The organism is Adhaeribacter sp., from assembly GCF_057359045.1.
The window spans coordinates 18476-38603 of record NZ_JBMQUD010000147.1 but is presented as its reverse complement, the minus strand read 5'-3'; the positions used below and the strand labels follow the sequence as shown (position 1 = coordinate 38603).

Annotated in this window: 19 protein-coding genes; 4 read left to right on the top strand and 15 right to left on the bottom strand. The window is 44.3% G+C overall.

Going from position 1 to position 20128, the window contains the following annotated elements:
- Window positions 1-98: 98 nt before the first annotated feature.
- The 6 genes from ACO1R6_RS22680 to ACO1R6_RS22655 all read right to left on the bottom strand — a co-directional run bounded on the left by ACO1R6_RS22680 (window position 99) and on the right by ACO1R6_RS22655 (window position 5268).
- A complete protein-coding gene (locus ACO1R6_RS22680; protein WP_486267612.1) occupies window positions 99-869 on the bottom strand; it encodes a hypothetical protein in 771 nt (256 codons plus the stop codon).
- The gene (locus ACO1R6_RS22675) at window positions 866-2197 is read right to left on the bottom strand and encodes an LVIVD repeat-containing protein (RefSeq protein ID WP_486267610.1); all 1332 of its coding nucleotides are present in this window, start codon (window positions 2195-2197) and stop codon (window positions 866-868) included. The genes ACO1R6_RS22680 and ACO1R6_RS22675 overlap by 4 nt, the downstream gene beginning before the upstream one ends.
- Window positions 2198-2300: 103 nt before the next feature.
- Window positions 2301-3008: a hypothetical protein gene (locus ACO1R6_RS22670; protein WP_486267608.1), complete on the bottom strand. Its 708-nt coding sequence runs from the start codon at window positions 3006-3008 to the stop codon at window positions 2301-2303.
- 143 nt (window positions 3009-3151) lie between these two features.
- Window positions 3152-3367 carry a hypothetical protein gene (locus tag ACO1R6_RS22665; protein ID WP_486267606.1) on the bottom strand — a complete coding sequence of 72 codons (216 nt, stop codon included), beginning with the start codon at window positions 3365-3367 and terminating at the stop codon, window positions 3152-3154.
- 287 nt (window positions 3368-3654) lie between these two features.
- Entirely contained in the window at window positions 3655-4059 is a 405-nt protein-coding gene (locus ACO1R6_RS22660) for an OstA-like protein (protein ID WP_486267604.1), read from the bottom strand.
- A gap of 243 nt (window positions 4060-4302) precedes the next feature.
- On the bottom strand, window positions 4303-5268 hold the full coding sequence (locus ACO1R6_RS22655) for a YihY/virulence factor BrkB family protein (protein ID WP_486267602.1): 966 nt from the start codon (window positions 5266-5268) through the stop codon (window positions 4303-4305).
- A 211-nt stretch (window positions 5269-5479) separates the two neighbouring features.
- Here ACO1R6_RS22655 and ACO1R6_RS22650 point away from each other — a divergent pair, with 211 nt between their 5' ends.
- Complete coding sequence (locus ACO1R6_RS22650; RefSeq protein WP_486267600.1) at window positions 5480-6277, top strand: hypothetical protein; 798 nt, start codon at window positions 5480-5482, stop codon at window positions 6275-6277.
- A 349-nt stretch (window positions 6278-6626) separates the two neighbouring features.
- On the opposite strand, the gene ACO1R6_RS22645 is transcribed toward ACO1R6_RS22650, so the two are convergent.
- The 8 genes from ACO1R6_RS22645 to ACO1R6_RS22610 all read right to left on the bottom strand — a co-directional run bounded on the left by ACO1R6_RS22645 (window position 6627) and on the right by ACO1R6_RS22610 (window position 14399).
- Window positions 6627-8078: a DUF4403 family protein gene (locus tag ACO1R6_RS22645; protein ID WP_486267598.1), complete on the bottom strand. Its 1452-nt coding sequence runs from the start codon at window positions 8076-8078 to the stop codon at window positions 6627-6629.
- Window positions 8079-8210: 132 nt separating this feature from the next.
- Window positions 8211-8936, bottom strand: coding sequence for a DUF3891 family protein (locus ACO1R6_RS22640; protein ID WP_486267596.1), 726 nt, complete (start codon window positions 8934-8936; stop codon window positions 8211-8213).
- A gap of 229 nt (window positions 8937-9165) precedes the next feature.
- Entirely contained in the window at window positions 9166-9690 is a 525-nt protein-coding gene (locus tag ACO1R6_RS22635; RefSeq protein ID WP_486267594.1) for a hypothetical protein, read from the bottom strand.
- A 193-nt stretch (window positions 9691-9883) separates the two neighbouring features.
- Window positions 9884-10621, bottom strand: a complete 738-nt coding sequence (locus ACO1R6_RS22630; protein ID WP_486267592.1) for a GIN domain-containing protein — start codon at window positions 10619-10621, stop codon at window positions 9884-9886.
- Window positions 10622-10626: 5 nt separating this feature from the next.
- Window positions 10627-11013 carry a GntR family transcriptional regulator gene (locus ACO1R6_RS22625; RefSeq protein ID WP_486267590.1) on the bottom strand — a complete coding sequence of 129 codons (387 nt, stop codon included), beginning with the start codon at window positions 11011-11013 and terminating at the stop codon, window positions 10627-10629.
- Between the two features lie 18 nt (window positions 11014-11031).
- Window positions 11032-11811: a hypothetical protein gene (locus ACO1R6_RS22620; protein WP_486267588.1), complete on the bottom strand. Its 780-nt coding sequence runs from the start codon at window positions 11809-11811 to the stop codon at window positions 11032-11034.
- On the bottom strand, window positions 11795-12649 hold the full coding sequence (locus ACO1R6_RS22615) for an ABC transporter ATP-binding protein (RefSeq protein ID WP_486267586.1): 855 nt from the start codon (window positions 12647-12649) through the stop codon (window positions 11795-11797). The genes ACO1R6_RS22620 and ACO1R6_RS22615 overlap by 17 nt, the downstream gene beginning before the upstream one ends.
- Before the next feature lie 784 nt (window positions 12650-13433).
- Window positions 13434-14399: an NAD-dependent epimerase/dehydratase family protein gene (locus tag ACO1R6_RS22610; RefSeq protein WP_486267584.1), complete on the bottom strand. Its 966-nt coding sequence runs from the start codon at window positions 14397-14399 to the stop codon at window positions 13434-13436.
- 173 nt (window positions 14400-14572) lie between these two features.
- On the opposite strand from ACO1R6_RS22610, the gene ACO1R6_RS22605 reads away from it, so the two are divergent.
- Together ACO1R6_RS22605 and kbl are read left to right on the top strand one after the other, a co-directional pair.
- A complete protein-coding gene (locus ACO1R6_RS22605) occupies window positions 14573-15805 on the top strand; it encodes a hypothetical protein (RefSeq protein WP_486267582.1) in 1233 nt (410 codons plus the stop codon).
- A 66-nt stretch (window positions 15806-15871) separates the two neighbouring features.
- Window positions 15872-17062, top strand: coding sequence for a glycine C-acetyltransferase (gene kbl, locus ACO1R6_RS22600; protein ID WP_486267580.1), 1191 nt, complete (start codon window positions 15872-15874; stop codon window positions 17060-17062).
- A gap of 207 nt (window positions 17063-17269) precedes the next feature.
- On the opposite strand, the gene ACO1R6_RS22595 is transcribed toward kbl, so the two are convergent.
- Window positions 17270-18298, bottom strand: coding sequence for a LacI family DNA-binding transcriptional regulator (locus tag ACO1R6_RS22595; protein WP_486267577.1), 1029 nt, complete (start codon window positions 18296-18298; stop codon window positions 17270-17272).
- A 164-nt stretch (window positions 18299-18462) separates the two neighbouring features.
- Here ACO1R6_RS22595 and ACO1R6_RS22590 point away from each other — a divergent pair, with 164 nt between their 5' ends.
- Complete coding sequence (locus tag ACO1R6_RS22590; protein WP_486267575.1) at window positions 18463-19344, top strand: inositol oxygenase family protein; 882 nt, start codon at window positions 18463-18465, stop codon at window positions 19342-19344.
- The last annotated feature ends 784 nt before the right edge of the window (window positions 19345-20128 follow it).

The window sequence follows — 20128 nt, the reverse complement described above, 5'->3', positions numbered from 1 at the left end:
ATCAACTGATTCGATACAAATATACGGATATTTTCAATAAAGTTGCAAGTACTTTAAAAAATTAATAATTATTTTTTCTCTAAAATTTATTTTCTGGCTTAAAAGCACATTCCCAGCCGGAATAAAATTCGTTTAAAATGGTTTTCCTGGGTGGTAGTGGTGGCATTTATTTCGGTGGTCCGGCTAGCGCGTTGGTTGCGGTAACCTATATTCAGAATAAAGGCGTGGGTTTTACGGGAGTTAAATTTCAGGCCCAAAGTAGGGCTCCAGAACCAACCGCCGTTATAATTGCCGGGCTGGCTGGGGTTATTTAACCAATCTAACGCATAACCAGCATCTATACCGTAGTAAGGCCGTACTTTGGTTTTAGTTAGGTCGCCGCGCAAACCCAGCGCAACCGGCAGCAAAGTTAGGCCATCGTAGGCATCTACGCCGGTGGTAAGGCCCACGGCCAGCATCGGAAAAAACTGGTACCCATTAAAGCTCTGAAAAGACAGGTTAACTTTCCGGCTGGCGCTCGCGAGAGCATTGGGCACCGGCTGGTTGCCTACACTTAAACCCAGTTCGGTTATATTCTGGTAACCCTGGGTGTAGGGGTATTTAAAATCAGGATGGGCAAACTCACGGGCCAGGCGGGCTACTTCGGTTTGCGGAAAAACAAAAAGGTTACGACCGGTTGTTTCTATCTTAACAGTAGCAGCGGCGGGGTCGCTGTCTAGTAACTGGCCCCGGATAATACTGCCGTTTTTTAAATACACTACGTCTTGCCAGCCCTTTTTCTGGGCCAGCAAAACCGTAGGTAAGGCAAAAAACAGGAAAAACAGGTAATAAGTTAAGCGTTGGCGTGGCGGCATAGGGGCGGGCTTCATCCTTTATTAACCCTTATTTTACTCAGGAACTTAATATTTTGCGGGTCGCGGTAGTCGTACTGGTACAAACCATCGTTGCCAATTACAAGTAAGTTCTGCCCCAGCGGAATTAAATCAAAAGCGTGCAGGTCTTTAAAATGGGCCAACTGGTTGGTATCAATGGCAAACACATTGTTAGCATTAAAAACTTTCAGTCCGTGTTCGCCTTCGCACAAAAATAGGGTGCCCCGGTCTATGCCTAAGCCGTGCGGATTTTGCATGGGGTAAGTTTTAACCCGCCTCGGGCTCCGGATATTGGTAATATCAATAACTTCTAATTGGTTTATGTTGTTGCCGGTGCGGCATGCGGTACCGTTCCGGATGGTTACATAAGCAAAGTTGCCTTCTACTACCACTGGGTCGCAACCAAAAAAATGACTGATGGAAGAGATAAACTGCGGTTGTGCGGGCTGGCTGTTGTCGTAAATGAGCATACCGGTGCTGGTGCCCAGAAATAATTTATCCTGGTAAGGGAAAATTGTTTCGGTACCCCAGTTAGTACCTACGTTTATACCCCGCACCGGGCTCGCCGGCTGGGTAATATCAAATACCTGTAAGCTGGAGGTGTTAATTGCGTACAAATAATTGCCAGTAATGGTAAAACGGGCCATAGAACCGCCTACACCGGTACTGCCACCGGCATTGCTATTGGGCGCCGCCGATTGGGCAAAATTTAATATATCCCTACTGCCGGAATTCCACCCAATCCCGGGGTTGTTATTGTTGCAATCGTTGGGGCGGGTTTCGGTTACCGTCCGGGTGGTATAACCCACCGTTAAAACATCGGTATCTTTGGGCGTGTTGGCATTACCCGCAGAAATAAATCGGGTAAATAAGTTGTAGGTGTGGTTTTTAACTTCTACCTGGTTAAGATTGGTAATATCCAGGGCAAGTAAATCCGGGCCCGCATCGGCATATAAAATATTATCCCGGATGGCTAAATCTACGTTGCCCGGAATATTAATAAAAGAAATATTTTTAGGCGCCGTTGGGTTGCTGTTGTCTATTACGTGAATGCCTTTGTACAGCTCGTTTACAAATATATACTGGCCTTTGGCATAGATTTTTCCGGTAGTTTTGAGCTCCCGCGCCGGCTCCGATTTAATTGCTTGCCGCAGTTCGCTCCGTTCCAGTTGGATGGGGTCTTGTACATTATAGCTTACAGTTGTTTCGCACTCATCGGTGCAAGATACCAGCGTGCACATGGCCACCAGGTACAATACCAGCGTAGCCCAATGCAAAGGTCCGGCGGTATTAAATTTTAGAGGGAGTAGAAATTTTTTTTGCATACGCCTGATTAAGATTAAATAGAGGTTGTTACTAAGTAAAGAATCTGAGATTTTAAATAAGGGTGGTGTTTAAGTGCCGGAATTAATTTGTTGAACGGAGTATTTAAATTTTGTAAACCAGGCCTAACCGAAAAAAGCGGGCAAAATTTTCGCGATCGGCGCCTTCAGTAGTTGGGGTATAATTTTTAAATCCGTAAGAATAACCCGTTGTTAGGCCAAAATGGTGGTAATAAGCCGTCAGGTTCAGGCGAGCCCGGGTATCGAGGCCAGCTTTATCCCGGTCCCGGTCCGAGGTGTATGTGTGTCCGTTGGTATCGGTCGCTTTGCCTTTTTCGTGGCTGCTTACGTTATAAGCTAAATCCAGGCCGGCCGCTAAATCTAGAACAAACGGGGCCAGGGTAAATCTTTTACCGGCAAACGGATGCGCATTGATAAAGTGGTGGCTTAAAACGGTTTCGCCGGTAACTGCGGGTGCCGTAGCACTGCTAACCAACGTATAAGCGTGTTTTAGTTTTACCTGGTTGCGCAGTATTTCGTAGCTGCCCTGCAAACCCCAAATAATATTTTTAGCGGTTACTTTTTGTGCCTGGGCGGCCAAGCCATAACTCCAACCCGGAATTTTGCCGTACGGGTTGTTGGTGTAATTGATATCACGCCGGCCGCTCCCCAAAATCAGGTCTGAGGTGCGGGTTGCCGATTCGCCGCCAAAATAAAATAAGCCTGAATTTGCCTGAATGGTATATTCTACCTGTTGCCCTAAACAAAGGGTATGGCTTAAAACCATAAAAACCAGAAGAGCAGCCTTCTTCATAAAAAACTATTTAAACGGTTTACGACGCCTTAAATAATACATTTTAAACAAGTAACCTTAACCGCCGACCGGCCTGGTAAATTAAAAGCTACTCTCCGGCGGGGTTAATAAGCTATAGTTGCCTCCTGGTTGGCAAATGCCATTTAGCGCCAGGCAAGTAATTGGTTGGGCTGGGGGGTAGCAACTGGTTTATGCACCAACCCGATTTTAGTTAAAGGGCCGCGGTTAGTAGTGGGTACATTCTGCGCTTTAGAACAAGAATTAAGGGTTATAAGTAAAATAATAAAAATGGCCAAGTGCAGGAGCAGGTTAGATACAGAATAAACCTCTCTTTTCTGCTTAGCAGATAATCTTAACATAAGCTTAATTAGTTTAATTGGTATTTAATTAATCAGGGTCCCTGGTAACTAGACCCGCGCTTAGAGAAGATGGTTGCACGCCGTTAAAAAAATGCTGCCACTTTAATTTTGTTAAATACTTTTCTTGGGCGGCATCTCTCAAAATAGCAGGCAGCAGTACGAACGGGAGAAATAAATAAGAGCAAGCTTGCCCGCCTAATGGCTTAAGATTTTGTATTGGGTTAATATCTGGAAAGAATTATCCGAATTAAACTTTACCGCCAACGCGAAAATTAAGGCTAAAATATTTAGTTGGCGGGTGTTATAATGCGGTTGGTTTTAAAGTCATAATCGAGGGTAGCGTAGGAGGTAGTTTGGGCCGATTTTACTTGCACCTTAGCAGAAAAATGCCCGATGTTTTTGCGTTCGTCGTAAGTAAACTCTTCGGCCAAGATGGTTAAATCGGGGCTGGCTTTAAAAACCACATGCTCCGACGCCTCCAGCTTTTTGCGGTTGTAATAAACGGCCAGGTTACAGCTAAGTTCTTTGCCGTGTATTTTAAAAAGTACGTCTTCGCTGTATTTGATGGCGCTTTGCCCGTTCAGGTTAACGGTATCGGTTACTCCCGCCCGAACCAGTTCAATGGTGTTTGGTAGAAAAGTAAAGGCACTAAATAAAACCCCGAGTAAAAGCAGGTAAAAGGGTTTTTGCATGGTAATGGCGGGTTGCGCAGTTAAATATTTTTAAGGATAGCTAATCGGTAAGCACCCATTAACCAGAAAACTAAAGATAAATATTCCGGCTCTAAATACAAGCCGTTGCTGTACTCAAAAATATTCCCCGGTAAATTAAATATTTAACTCTATTAATGAGTGCGCTATTTAGTGCAGCTAGGCTGGCAACTGGTGTAAAAATGTCAGCTTAACCAAACTTAGCCTAGCCGTTAAAGAAATATTTTATTCGGGCCGGAAACGCCCCTGGGCGGGTGGGCGGCCGGCTTTTTGGTCGTCAGAATTTTCGTAGTTTACTTCCCTGATTTCTATTTCTACGGCGTGCGATTTAGGCCGGATTTTCTCGCCAAAAGTATTTGCGTACTGCTGGGTAAATTCGCAGCCAAAAAATATTATCAGCGACGAGTAGTAAATCCAGACCAGAATAATAATGATTGAACCGGCTGCGCCGTACGCCGAGCCCACATCGCCTTGGCCCAGGTACCAGCTAATTAAAAATCGGCCCAATACAAACAGCAAAGCCGTTAAAAAAGAACCTACCCATACGTCTTTCCAACGAATAATGGCATCGGGTAAATATTTATAAATCAGGGCAAATAGCAAAGTAATAAAAGCCAGCGAAACTGCCACATTAACAATATGAATAAATACGACTGCAATGGCCGGAAAAATCTGCTGCAGGTAATCGGTAAAGAAGGTAAGGATAGCTGTTATCAAAAACGAAATAAGCATTAATAAAGCAATACTTAAGATTAAACCAAACGAGAGAAAACGGTCTTTGGCCACTTTTATAATATTGTTTTTGGGTTTGGCTTTTATGTTCCAGATGCTGTTGAGCGAATCTTGCAGGGTAACAAAAAAAGTAGTAGCGGCAAAAACCAGGGTGCCAATACCAATAGCCGAGGCCAGCCCACCGTTACCGGTCGCATTTACGTTTTGGATCATGGTCTGGATAGATTCGGCGGCTTCCTGACCAATCATGCCTTGCATTTCGTTTTTAAGCCGGCCGGTAACCGCATCTTCGCCCCAAATAGCACCGGCTGCCGCAATGATAATCAGCAACAGCGGAGGCAGCGAAAATATGGTGTTGTAAGCCAAAGCCGCCGCCAACCGGAAAGAGTTATTTTCCATAAACTGGCCAACGGTGGTTTTGGTCATTTGCCAAACGTCTTTTGCTTTAATTTTTGCCATAATATTTATTTCTGGTACTTCGGTCGCAATAGTTAAATCTGGCTTTGTTACGGCTAGTTTTTACGTTTGGTTAAATATCCGGGTAATTAAATGCTGGCCATTTATTTTTTAGCCCGGTACAAGCCTAAATAATATTAAAAATACTCTAAACATTTGTTACATTTATAAGCCTGCTGCTGGTAAAAGCCAGGAGGTATTAACCTTTAGTTTTATGAAACAATTACTTACTTCTGTCGGAAAAAATAATTTACTTTTATGGCTGTTTTTAAGCTTGTTACCTTTGGCGGGTGTAGCCCAGAAAAAAGTTAAAAATGCCGCCGATGGTTTTAATGCCGCCGGGTCCGATGCGCAGGCCATTGCCTTAGCCGACAAAGTAATTAAAAACATGGGCGGCTACGATGCCTGGAATAATACCCGCTACATTGCCTGGACCTGGCGCGGACAATACCACATTTGGGATAAATTTAAAAACCGGTACCGGTTGGAGCGCGGCGACACCTTGGTAGTAGTGGCCGATTTAAATACCAAACAAGGCAAAGCTTACCGCAACGGTCGGGAAATAACCGACCCTAACCGCAGCACCAAGTTAATCGGTAACATGTACCCATCGTGGGCCAACGATTCTTATTGGCTGGCCATGCCGTTTAAACTAAAAGATAGCGGTGTAACCCTTAAGTACAAAGGTGCAGGCAAAACCCAGGCTGGTGCTGATGCCGATTTAATTGAATTAACTTTTAAAGGCGTAGGCGTTACGCCCGACAACCGGTATATTTTTGCGGTTGATAAAAAATCTGGCTTAATATCAGAGTGGTCTTTCTTCCGGAATTACGCCGATGAGAAGCCAGGTTTTACCCGGCCCATGGCCGACTACCAGCAGTACGGCAAAATTAAATTACCAGCGGGCCGCGGCGATGCCGCCATGAATATGAGTAATATTGCCGTTACCCAAAATATTCCCGAAGAAGTATTTAACAGTCCCACCCCGGTAAATAAAGCTTTAATTAAGTAAAGTATAGTTGTTTAAGCATGGGTTTCAGCTTCCTGCAAATAAAAGCGCCTGTCCATAAAAAAGGGCGGGCGCTTTTATTTATTCTTGTATTACAGATTATACCATAATTACATCTGTTCTGCGCTTAAAGAGAATAAGCACCAGATGGTATATGGCGCGGGCACGCCTCGCCCGGGCCTTGTTTTCCCTAGCTCTGGCCGCTATACACTTGCCGACTGATTATTTTTTAATAATAATAGTGGTCAGAGCCCGGTAGAAAGCCCCACCAGCGGGACGCTGGCGAGAGCATTGGGTTATTCGCAATAGTGATGTAATATTGGTATAAATATTTCAGGGCTTAGATACAGCCTTAAAATAGAAGCTGAGCGCTTAAGCTGCCTTTGGCGTTTACCATGGCTTTAATGCTAGTAGGCGTCAGGTAAATGGCGTCCGGTACAATTTCGGTAATATTGCCTTGCAGCCGCACCGCCTGGTTGTTGCCGGCAGCGGTGTTTAAATTTTTCTGCAGCAAAGTGCGGGCGGCGGCCAGTTGGTTTTTCACCGGGAAATTAATTTCTTCTTCCAACACATGTATAAACCGGTTCTTGGCTAGCCAACTGGCTGTACTTAACAGCCGGTCTTTGGTATCGAGGTCGTAATCTACGTGACGCACCCGGATGCTCTGGGTTGCTGCGTCAAAATAAGGTTCGGCTTTCAGGTATATTTTGCCCGCCAGCGTTTTGGTAAAAAAGGTTTTCCGGGTGCTGCCGGTAACATCCAGCATAATTACTAATTGATTGCCGCTACCCGATAGGGCTAAATCATGTACCTTAACTCTGTCTTTACCTCCCGCAAAGGAAAATTCTTTGTTTAATATTTCTTTTTTGAGGAGTTGCGTAGCGTGGTTGTACGAAATTTCGCTGAGTAAGCCTATTTGTACCTCATTGGTTAGGTTATTTTGGGTAAGTAACGGGGGCAGCGTGGGGTTGGGTGTTACAGTAGGTTTGCCGTTGGTAACGGTTTGTAAATAAGAGCTTAGGCCAATTTGTAATAAAAGTTCGCCGTTACGGGCGGTAATCGGCGATACCCGGATAGCTTGCGGCGTAACGGTAAGCCAGGCATCCAGGGCTTTGTCCAGCGGAATGGGTTGTTGTACTTGTAGCCAGGCCTGCTGTACGTAATCTTTTATTTTAATCCGGTTTTGAATTTCGCGATCTAATTGTTTGGCTAGTTGTTGCATTTGGTTGCGCAAAGCCGGTTCTATAAAGCGCGCAATACCAATACTTAACGGACCAATATTAATAACGGGTTTGGTATCGCCCCAGGCAAAATCACTTACGCTGGTAGATTTTACTCCGTAATCTTCGGTCAGGGTTATCTGACTTTCGCTTTTTACAATTAAGTTAAAGCTAGTGTTTTCGGTTTTTTGTAGTTTGGGGCATATTTTACAGGGCTCCCACAGCCAACGGCCCGTAGCCGCAATTTGCAACGGCATGGTTAAATTAATTTTATCGCCGTTGCCCTCTAGTGTTAAATTGCCGGCTTTTACTACGGTAACTTTTAGGTTATCATCTTCCAGGTTATCGTCTTTGTACAAGATGCCCGTAATTTGCTGGTTTAATTTTTCTTCGAGCGTAGTGATTTTAATGGCTACCGGTACTGTAATGGTAGAGAGTTTGGGCGTAAAATTTACAGCCATATCGGTTACTGCCTGGTCAGGAGCTGCCGGGTTTAGCTGGCTGGTTTTGGTACAACCCGCCAAAAGGAGTAAAATGCTCCACCAAAGTAGCTGCCACCTATTGTTTATAAAAGCTCCATTCATTTTCTGTCCGTTTGCCGGAATTAATAAAAGGCAATCTAAGATTGATTAACCTATTTTCGCAACAGACCAACCGATTAGTTAGTTCGGTTTAGATAAGCGGTGCGTCAGATAACGCGTTTTAGGAATAAGATATTACCGGGCTATTTCCCAATATTTTGTTTGGATGGGAGCTGCGTTTAATGCACTCGTTAATTCTGCCTCGTCCTGAAACTGTAACTGGTGCAGGTAAGTAGCTTCTACGGCTACCCGGAATTGCTTACCGGCAAAAGGCCAGGGATTTACCCGAATTGAACCATCTTTCTGCTGAATAACGTGGTATTGTACGCCGTCAGGACCTTTGCTCACTTCTAATGTCCGTTCGGCTTCGGGTAACTGGCTGCGGCATAAAATCAGCGAGAAGCGGTCGCACCACTGCATCAGGTCGTAAGCTTGCTGGGCTTGTTTTTTAGTTACTTTTAAGTCTTTGCGCCAGCCTTTTTGGTTTTCTATTTGTTCATCCAGAAATGCATCGGTTTTTGGATTTTGGCCCCGCAATTCTTCGTACAAAAAAGATAAATGCATAGACGTTAACAAACACCGCCAACGGCCCTGGTAGCGGGCTTCGGCCATTACCTGGGTAGCCTGCTCCAGCGAAAAAGGCAAAACCGTAAAGTTAGCCGGGGCTCCGGCGGGGGTTAATCCTATTTTACCGGCCCAGAATTTTTGCCCATCGTCGTGTTGCGCAATAGCAGCCAGGGTTTCTACCCAGCGGTCGGGGCGGTCGGCGGGGCGCCAGTAATAAGCAATTTGGGTGGCCAGCAGGGCGTGGGCTTGCTGGTAAATAATTTCCCAACCTTCGGGTACGGCATTTACAATCATGAATATTTAAAGCAAAAGCTAACCCTGGCTCTAACGGATATTTTCAGGAGAAGTGTACAGGCACAGTGGAAAAACAATTTTAAAAAGCGCCGGCAAATATGGGTAAATGCCGGCGCTTGATAAATATAAAATGCTTTTGCAAAAATTATGAGGGCTGAGATTGGATTAACTAGCTGTTTTGGTACAATTGTATTAAATATTGCTGCAAAGTTTGGCTTAAGCTGCTCAGTTATTTTACCTGGGTTACCTGAATAAGAATAGACGCCTCCCTGGTCAAATTTGAATTATTTAAAAAAAATGTGCTGATTTCTATGCTTTTAATTTGCTCTGCCGGAATTTGCCGTAAGGTGGCAACTAAACCAGTAGCCTGCATCTCTATTGGCTGCTGGTTAACCAGCACTTCAATTTGGGTGTTGGGAAATTGCTCATAGGCTGCTAAATCTAACGGTAAGCAGGTGTTTTGCAAAAGTAAATCGGCCAGATTTCCGCCAATTAAGGTTAGGCCTTTTTCAGTAGCAAATTCTAAACGATAGAGGTTGTTCTCTGGTTGTATTTGCCGGCCAGGGGTGTAGCCGGCAGCGTTGTTTGTAGTCTTTCCGGTAAAAATGTTAGCTGTATTTTCATTTTTCTTTATCCCCGGTAGAGTTGCAACAGGTTCCGGCTCAGAATTCCCACATTTACCCCGCGTAAACCCGGCAAGTAAAACCTGGGTAGCTAAAATAAAGGCAAAAAACAGAAGTAATACTTTCTTCATTTTAATAGTATTAGAATATTTAACGGCAACTTGCTATAAAGGAAAAAGTTACAGGCAAACAAACATTATTAAAGTAATTTAAATAGGGGCTTGGCTAAACGGCCATTTAGGGAAGTTGTCTTTCAAGTGCCACCAGTGATACAAGGACTGGAAAGCCTTTTGTCACTGGTGGTTTAATTGCCTGCAATTGCTTCTACTTTTTAAGAATGGCTAGTGCTGCCCCGGAAAAGTTTACACTAGCGCTATCGGAGAACTTGTAATTTAGATTTGGAATGAAAACATTCGATAATATTAATTCGCTCTTGTTCTGAATATCTAAATTAGCCTGAGCAATCGTATTATTCGGATTTATTTGTATTCTGGATTGGCTTCTGGGGCTTGTGCCAATAGCCGCCCGAAGAAAGCTTAACTTATTATTAATAAGGTCTATCTTGTTTAAATTATCTTGTTGTATAAACAAACTATCCTGGGTAAAGCCAATTATTTTAGTTGAGGTAATACTCCAGTCATGCTTATTTTTACCAAACGTAAATGGTTTATTATCTATGGCGTAGCTGGCATTGGTAGTTACCGTTTGCAGAGTGGGGAGGGTAATAACTACCTTTTCGCGGTCGCCTAAATAGCGACGTTCCTGCTGGTAGTTTACATCTATCATCAGCCGGTTGCCCGCCTGGGTAATCTTAATTTTATCGGCATCAGGTTTATACACCTGCACTTTAAAATCCGGCCCTTGTTTAATAGTTACACTTATTTCGCTCGCGGCATTTACGGCTACGGCGGTAAAATTCTTCAGGTTAAAAGTTTCAAAATCCCGGTAAGGGTCTTTGTAAGTCCCGGCCAGGTATTCAGCTCTCAGATTAGTATTATAAATTGCTAGCGAAGTCAGTAAAATCAATACTGCCACCAGCAAGAATAAATTGCTCTTTTTCATGATGATTAAATGTCTTGTTTAATACCAAAGTTTTCGGATTTATAGCTTTCATAGCGCATCTTAATTTCGTCGGGGTGAATATCCAGCAAGTACATATTCCGGAGAAATTCGGGTAAATCCTGCTCCAGGAACCGTTCTTTCCGGAAAGCTTTCACTTTTTTATCGCCAGCCGGCGAAACAAAAAAACCAATGCCCCTTTTGTTGTAAATTACTTCCTGGTTTTGCAGAAATTCGTAGGTGCGCATAACGGTGTTGGGGTTTACTTCTAAGGCCACGGCCAAATCCCGGACGGAGGGTATTTTGTGTTCAGCGGGCCATTTGCCCAATAATATATGTTCGCTTACATAACCGGCTATCTGCAGGTATATGGCTTCGTTGTTTTTAAATTCCATGTTCGCTTTCTTTCCGTTCTAAACTTGTTTCTCTTTTAGCCGCATAAAGCTAGCCAGCCACAGCATGATGGCCATGAGCATAAAACCAAGCAAAATGGTTGTTTTATGCTCTTCAAAAACACTTATACCAAAAAATTGATATTCTCCTTCCTGTAACATTACTGAACCAAAGGGGAAAACAGACCTTACATTTGTACCCAGCATGGCTTTCACGAAGCTGTAATTAAGAAAGACCAGGACGGCTACAAATAAAAAGAAGGTAAAGGCAATTTTTACAAAATGCATTTTCTGGAAATAAATGGCCCCCCAAATAGCAAAAGCATGCAGTAAGATATAGGCCAGGAATACCAGATACACTTCATTTTCGGCATCAAAAATATTCAGGACTTGTTTGGGCTCACCGTTGGCAGGGGCTAAGTTTAGAATAATTATATCTATCAGGTAAAATGCCGCTGTGTAAAAAAATAAAAATAAAACAAAGGAATAAATCCAGGCCAGCAGGAATTTTTCTAGGTGAGAGGCGGGTAGGGTTAAGGCCGAGATGGCCGTTTTTTTATCGCCAAGATTACTGAATACACTACTTGTAAAAATGGAGCCGGCAGCCAAAAGGCCAAAAGAGAAAATGGCAGCTTGGGCAGAAATTTCTAGCGGGCCTTTTTCCATAAAGGTAATAAATTCCAGAATCAGGGTTAAGGCACCCAATAATACTACCAACGACATAAAGTAACCTTTATAATGCTCAGTAGTGTGTTTTTTAAACAAGCGGCCAAAGCGAGTAGGTTTAAACTGATTTTGCATATACAGGTTTGTTTAAATATTCGGTGATAGATGATTTTCCGCTGATAATAGCATTAAAAAGTAACTCCATATCTACTTTGCTGTAGTTGCCTTCGTGGTTAGGAATAATTACGTGCTGGCCCCGCAGCGACTCCTCGGCGTACAGTACTTTGTAATCGGCTGGGTTTTGCACCGTGGTAAAGGTTACTTTTTCCGAGATGGCATCCAGTTCCTGGTTCAGTACAATTTCCTGGTTGTGCAGCACGACCAAGGTATCAATCAGGCTATCTAAATCGCGGACCTGGTGCGTAGAAATAATAATGCACCGTTCTTCGGTAAGGGCCGAGGCAATAATTTTCCGGAACTGCACTTTAGAAGGAATATCCAGGCCGTTGGTGGGTTCGTCCATAACCAGGAGCGGCGTATTCGTAGCTAAACCAAAAGCAATCATTACTTTTTTTTGTTGCCCGAAAGAAAGTTTATCCAGAATGGCTTCGCGCGGTACTTCAAATTCCTGCAGGTAGCCATAAAATTCTGTTTCGCTGAAATGCGGGTAAAAAACGGCCGTACTTTTTACAAACTGTGCCGCCGTAACTGCCGGAACATATATTTCTTCGGGAATAAAATACAGGTTTTCGAGCACCTGCGGCGACCGGCCGGCTACGTTTTGGCCATTAATTTGCACTGAGCCTTGCAAGGGAAAGGCCAGGCCAATCATGTTTTTCAGGAGTGTAGATTTGCCCGCGCCGTTCTTACCTAATAAACCATAAATATGGCCTCTGGATAAAGTTAAGTGGAGGTTTTTAAAAAGTAGGTTTCGTTTAGAATACCCAAAGCTCAGGTCATGGATCTGGATCATTTTACCATTGTTATAGTGTATTAGATAAATAGTACACTACAAAAGTAGAAAACAGATTTGCATTTCCTAATATTTTAAGAAATAATATTTTAAAATAGGGAGAGGCGGCTTTAGGAGGATAGCTATTACCGGTTTAGCCTAAAGAGAAGTCGGGAATAAAAGAAGTACTAAGCTGTAAATTTATCTTTTTAAAGATATTGTATGGGGCTGAGAAAATCTGGTTGGCAACTTAATTAGAAAGTATTTTAATACTTTTAAGAGTAGTTAAGCAAAGTAATTTTTTAAGCTTTCTTTTTATTAGGATTTTGCCGATTGTGAAACAATGACAAAAGGTAGATGGAATCTTGTTCTATTTTATAAAAGATAGTGGTATGGCAGTGAAGCAGAAAACCACGAATATCATCTGCTTTGTTTTATACAGTGCCGATGTTAAGATATTTAACTAACAGGTCTAAAAACCTAAATAACCTGCGAGTAAAAGTCTTTACCGGATTATTTCCAAATTCCGGCTCTAAATACTCTTGTAGCTCCTGTAACTGTTTACTGGCTCGTTGGTTCCAGATTATTCTAGCCATTTAGCATTATTAAGCTTTATTTCTTCATTCGAAATCCTGGCTAATTTGTCTTCAATGTCGCTGTTCCTGGCTAATACTTCTTTCTGTTGCTCTTCTGATAAATTATTCCACAACTCTCCTGCAGCATAGTTATTTCTGCTGGATAATATCATAAATATTTCTTCCAGTAGATTAATCTCTTTGCCTCCGGCTAAAACCGGAGGATAGAATTATAAACCCTTCTGCATCCGTAAGTTCTCCAGCATATCGGTGGTCATGGTGTCCAGGTCGTATTGGGGTTGCCAGTTCCAATCCTGGCGGGCGGGGGCATCGTCGATGCTTTGGGGCCACGAATCAGCAATTTGCTGCCGGAAATCTGGCGCATAAGAGATCTTAAAACCAGGTATTTGTTTCTGAATGGCAGCCGCAATTTCGCCCGGCGAAAAACTCATAGCCGCTAAATTATACGAAGAGCGGATGGTAATATTTTCGGCGGGCGCATGCATTAAATCCAGGGTGGCTTTTAAGGCATCGGGCATGTACATCATGGGCATATACGTATCGGGTTGCAGGTAGCAAACGTATTCCTGGCCTTCTACGGCCTTGTGGTAAATATCTACGGCGTAGTCGGTGGTGCCGCCGCCCGGTAAGGCTTTGTAGCCAATCAGGCCGGGGTAACGCAAACTCCGCACATCTAAATTATAGCGCCGGGCATAATATTCGCAGAAACGCTCGCCGGTTTGTTTGCTAATGCCATACACGGTGTTGGGGTCCATAATGGTGTGCTGCGGTGTGTTTTGCCGGGGCGTAGTAGGGCCAAAAACCGCAATAGAACTGGGCCAGTAAACTTTAGCCACTTTTTTTTCAATGGCCAGGTCCAATATATTTTCCAGCCCTTTCATGTTTACTTTCCAGGTAAATTTGGGACGGCTCTCGCCGGTAGCCGACAGTACGGCCGCTAAGTGGTATATTTGAGTAATGTTGTGCCGGTAAGCTTTTTCGGCCAGGTTGTGGCGCGACAAAACATCCATAATCTCGAAAGGCCCGGACTCCGTAAGTTCGCTTTTCTTGGGCATGGCAATATCCGAAGCAATTACCTGGTCAGGGCCATATATTTTGCGCAGTTCTAACGTTAATTCGGAACCTAACTGGCCTCCGGCGCCGGTTACTAATATTTTTTCTCCCGTGGCGTTCATGCAATTAATTTTTTACAAAGTAAGCTAATTGTCCGGCAGATTTAATAGGCCATACCGCCTAACCAACGAAAATAATTATCTTTGCCAAGCTGGTTTAGGCAGATGAATGCGCCAAAACAGAGGCAACGTGCCTGATAATTAACCGTTTTAACCTGGGTAGTTAACCGCGTAAAATGACTTTTGAGGAAGACCTGACCAAACGAAGAATTGATGTGGCGGCTTTTGCCGCCGGCGACCCGACCCGGTTTGCCGATTGGCAGCGTATGTACGGCCAAATGCATCCCAACAGCTTTTATGTGGCGGTAAAAATGGTGATTAATGATGTACGCCGCCGTTTCTGGCTTGCTGAAGCCGTAAAACCGGTTCCGGCCGCCGCTACAGAAGTAGCAGCAAAACCACCCGTAACGCGCCGTGCTACTATACCGGCGGCGGCGCCAAAACCAACTGCTGCACCTACTGTCACCGAAAATACCGATGCTCCGGTGAGCCCTACGCCACCAGCAACACCGGCCAGAGCACGTCCGGTAATCCGGCGGCCAGCACCCGCCCCAACCGAAACACCTTCTGTAGAAACCGAACCAACGGGTTCCCCGGCTATTACCGAAAGCGCGGCCGAGACGCCCAAGCCAATCCGTGCCCGGCCCGTAATCCGGAAACCGATGGTTACTTCGGAAAATAATGCGCCTGAAAGTAATACCATTGGCCCAGTAGCAGAAGACGGTACCAACGCCGAAATGCCGGTACATACCAATCCCGATCCTGAAACAGCGGCCCCCAAAGCACCGCGTCCGCGCCCGGTAATTAAACGGCCGGTGGTTAGAGATACACCGGCAAATCCGGAAGAAATTGCCCCGGTCAGTGCATCAGCCATACCCGATCCGGTTCCTGATGATGTGCCCAATGATGCAAAACCCGAGGAAGCCCCGGCAACTAAACCACCACGGCCCCGACCGGTATTTAAACGTCCGGCGCCGACTGCCTCTGCGGCCGAAGCCATACCGGCTGCCGGAGAAGTTACGTCGGCTTCCGAAGAAGTAACAAATATTGTAACACCTCCGGCATCGGAGCCAGCCGTTGCCGAAGGAGCTAACCCGGAACCTGCTGCCCCGGCAAAACCGCCGCGGCCTAGACCGGTTATACGTCGACCCACGTTGCCGGCAGCAGAACCTGCGCCAACAACTGGCGTAAATGAACCTGCTTCGGAACAGATAACAAAACTAACTACAGAGCCACTGGCAGTTGCTCCGGTAAGCGACACCCCCGCGGTAGCAGAACCGCCGGCGGTAACATCAGTTGCTGAAACACCGCCTACTGCGGCCCCAGCCGAAGAACCCCGGAAAACACCCCGGCCCCGGCCCATTTTTAAACGGCCAACGCCGCCGGAGAAACCAAATGAATCTGTTTAGAAGAGCAACATTTATTCTTTATCCGGGTTTTAAACAAACCCGATTAATCACTTTTGTTTATAATATATGTACGATACTTTAAAACCCGAACTGGAAAAACAACTGGCCGAAATACAGGAGGCCGGTTTATTTAAACGCGAACGCATTATTACCACCCCGCAGGGTGCTGAAATAAAAACCACCGAAGGCAAAGAAGTTTTAAATTTCTGTGCAAATAATTACCTGGGTTTGTCGTCGGACCCGCGGGTAATAGAAGCGGCCAAACGCACCATCGATAGTCACGGTTTTGGTATGTCGTCGGTGCGGTTTATTTGCGGTACCCAAGATATTCACAAAGAGCTGGAACAGAAACTGGCCACGTTTTTAGGCACCGAAGACACTATTTTGTACGCGGCGGCTTTTGATGCCAACGGCGGGGTTTTTGAACCTTTGCTGGGCGAAGAATCGGCCATTATTTCGGATGCCCTAAACCACGCGTCAATTATTGATGGAGTGCGTTTGAGCAAAGCCAAGCGTTTCCGGTACAACCACAACGACATGGCCGATCTGGAAGCAAAACTGCAGGAATCCCAGGATTTAAAACACCGCATTATTGTTACCGATGGCTCGTTCTCGATGGATGGCACCATTGCCCAACTAGATAAAATATGCGACCTGGCCGATAAGTACCGGGCGCTGGTTTTGGTAGATGAAAGCCACTCTTCGGGGTTTATTGGCAAAACTGGTCGGGGCACACACGAATACCGCAACGTAATGGGCCGGATTGATATTATTACCGGCACTTTAGGTAAAGCTTTAGGCGGTGCCATGGGTGGGTTTACGTCGGGCCGCAAAGAAATAATAGAAATGCTGCGGCAGCGCTCGCGCCCATATTTATTCTCAAATTCTTTAGCGCCGGCTATTGTGGGGGCTTCTATTGCGGTGCTGGATATGCTCTCCGAAACCACCGAACTGCGCGACCGACTGGAGTGGAATACAAAATATTTCCGGGAAAAAATGACGGCCGCCGGTTTCCAGATTACCCCTGGCGAGCACCCCATTGTACCCATTATGCTCTACGAAGCCAAGCTCTCGCAGGAATTTGCGGCTAAATTATTAGATAAAGGCATTTACGTAATTGGTTTTTATTACCCGGTGGTACCGCAAGGCAAAGCCCGTATCCGGGTGCAATTATCCGCTTCCCATACCCAGGAGCACCTCGATAAAGCAATTCAGGCCTTTACCGAAGTAGGAAAAGAATTAGGCGTTTTAAATTAAGTATAAGTTTAAATCAAGGCTGTCTAGCATAAAAATAATTTAGATGACGTGGCTGCCCTGGCGGCATGTTTTCACCAGAGAAAGGTTAGGCAGCGGTAAAAACAAATTTACATGGGCAGTGATAATACCACCCATGGCGTAAGCTTCTGTTCTGTACAGAAATACGAAACAGCTTAAATCTCCAGACTCTAAAACAAAAGTGGCCTGTCAGGTTAATTTACCGGCAGGCCCAGTAGAGTTTCTAATAGTAAGCTCAGAAGGAATAATTACCTTTTCAGTTCTTAAATCAAAATCCTTTTTATTTAGTGCTTTAAACAATAAGGCTGCTGCGGCTCTGCCCATGGCATAGGCCGGTTGGGTTATGGTGGTAAGGGAAGGATTTAATAAAAATGCCGAGGGTAAGTTGGAAAAACTAATAATTTTTACTTGGTCGGGAACCGTTAGTTGTAACGCTGCGCACGCCAGATAAACACTGGTGGTTAGTTTCTCTACCGTAGCAATTAGGCCATCTGGATGGCCGTGAGAAACCAGTAATTTTTGCAGGAGTACCTGGTTCTTTTCTTCATCCTGGGAGCACAACACAACATTGGTTTCTTTTAAAGGCAGTTTATAATCCTGCAAAGCCTGAATATAGCCTTGCAAACGCTGGTTGCTGATAGCCAGACTATTGGATACCGTTAAGATAGCAATATTCCGACAGCCGCCCTGAATCAGGTGTTCGGTAGCTTTATACCCGCTCTCGAAATCGTTGGTAGTAATTTTGGCCGTTTCTATGTCTTCACAAACCCGATCAAAAAATACCAGCGGCATTCCTTTGGCTAATAGTTCCTGAATGTGGTGGCCCGAAACTGTTTCGGAAGAAATAGACATTAATACGCCATCTACCCGGCCGCTTTGGAAATCCTGCAGAATGGCTTTTTCTTTTACAAAATTTTCGTGGGTTAAATAAATTAAAACGTGGTAGCCGTTTTCCTGCGCTACCGATTCTATGCCGTTTATAGCCTGGGCAAAATAACTATCGGCCACCTCAGGTATTACAACCGCTATGGTTTTACTTTGATTTTTTCTTAAACCGCTGGCGTGGTGGTTGGGTACATAGGCCAGTTTATGAGCTAGCTTTAATACCCGTTGCTTGGTTTCAGAACTAATTTCGTGACTATCGTGGAGGGCCCGCGAAATAGTGGAAATAGACAAATTTAGCTCTTCGGCCAGCCTTTTTATATTTACTTTCTGCATAAAAGAATCCAGCGTTTTCCTGGAATAAAGCCCTGATTTATTAATGTTTACCGACGCAAACGTTTCCGTAATTAAAGTTTGCCTTTTCTGGTGAAATATTTATAAAAAAATCCAAATTAGCGTATATATAAATGATTTAGGTATATCTTAATATAATAGGAGTTATGAGTAATATATTGCAGCCCGAAGAAAAGAATCCGTTAGAGCACCTGGAAATGTGGGAAGACGATTTGCTGGAGCGGTACCCAGACCCGGAATCAATTGCCCAGGGAAAAGCTACGGATGCTTACCGTAATTACGAAAACCCGGCCCGGGATTCGGTAAAAGAATTTTACCGCCTCAATCACCTGCACCAAACCTACGATTTTGTAAGGCAGAAAGAAAAAGAATTTCTTTCTTTTAATAAGAAGGAAATGCCAGTCTGGGACGCATTCCAATTCCTGAATCAATTGGTAGATGATTCTGACCCCGATACCGACCTGGACCAGATGCAACACTTACTGCAAACGTCGGAAGCCATACGGGCCGATGGCCATCCGGATTGGATGGTATTGGTGGGCTTGCTGCACGATATGGGAAAGGTGCTGTGTTTGTTTGGAGAACCCCAGTGGGCGGTTGTGGGCGATACGTTTCCGGTAGGCTGTGCGCATTCCGATAAAATTGTTTATTCCGAATTTTTTAAAGATAATCCTGATTATCACGATAGCCGGTACAATACCAAATATGGCATTTATGAACCTAATTGTGGTTTAAAAAACGTGCACATGTCGTGGGGGCACGACGAGTACGTGTACCAGATGATGAAAGATTATTTGCCGGAGCCTGGGTTATACATGCTGCGTTACCATTCTTTTTACCCCCAGCACCGGGAGAATGCCTACGACCACCTGCTCGATAGCCACGATAAGGAAATGTTTAAATGGGTAGATTTGTTTAACCCGTACGATTTATATTCTAAGAACCCTACGCCACCCAATTGGCAGGAATTGCGGCCTTACTACGAAGACTTGGTGGCCAAATATTTACCCGCTACCCTTAAGTTCTAATCCAATTTATTGTACATCCGGCCGAATCTACTATTAGTTTATACCGATGCAAGGATTATTTTCATCGGTGTAAATTGGTGGTAGCTGCTGAGTAAGAAATCTATATTTATGCCAAATAGCATTTAAATTGTTCCATAGAAAATAAAATTGACAAAGTATTTAATCCATCCTAAACCGGTCATTCTGGAAGAATCTAACCGGCATGTAACCGGTTAGATTCTTCCAGAATGACCGGTTTAGGAGGTATTCTATCGTTATTAATATTACTTCTATACAGTAGACTTTAAGCGGTTTGGTATTAAATATCTGGGTCAAAGGATAGCCTACAATTTTGTGATTAAGTATAGCTGGCAATTAATATTTATTCATTTAAAAAGAAGAGTAAAAATTTGCGGTATACTTATGTAATGAAATGTTTTTCTTTTTCTGCTAAACCTTTCTTTGCTTCTTTTAAATGCTATCTCTTCTGGCAAAGGCGTAAGAACGGCTAGTTACTGTAAATGGAATAAACAGCTTCTCTGCTCACCACGCCTGCCAAGCACGGGCCAGAAGAAGTATTTTTCCCGTTAATTTAAGTTGAAGCATATTTAGAAGGTATGTGGAGTAGGGCCTTGGGTTTTAATGCTCCGCAATAAACGGGTGTGCCTGGAAGGCACGCCTCCGGTAAAGAGGCACGCTCCCGGCTACGGTTTCGTGCTCTGGCGGTCAGCGCAGCGTTAATAAATACAGTCTTTAAGTTAGTACTTGGTCTGGCTGGTTATATTTACATCAGACTGAATATTTA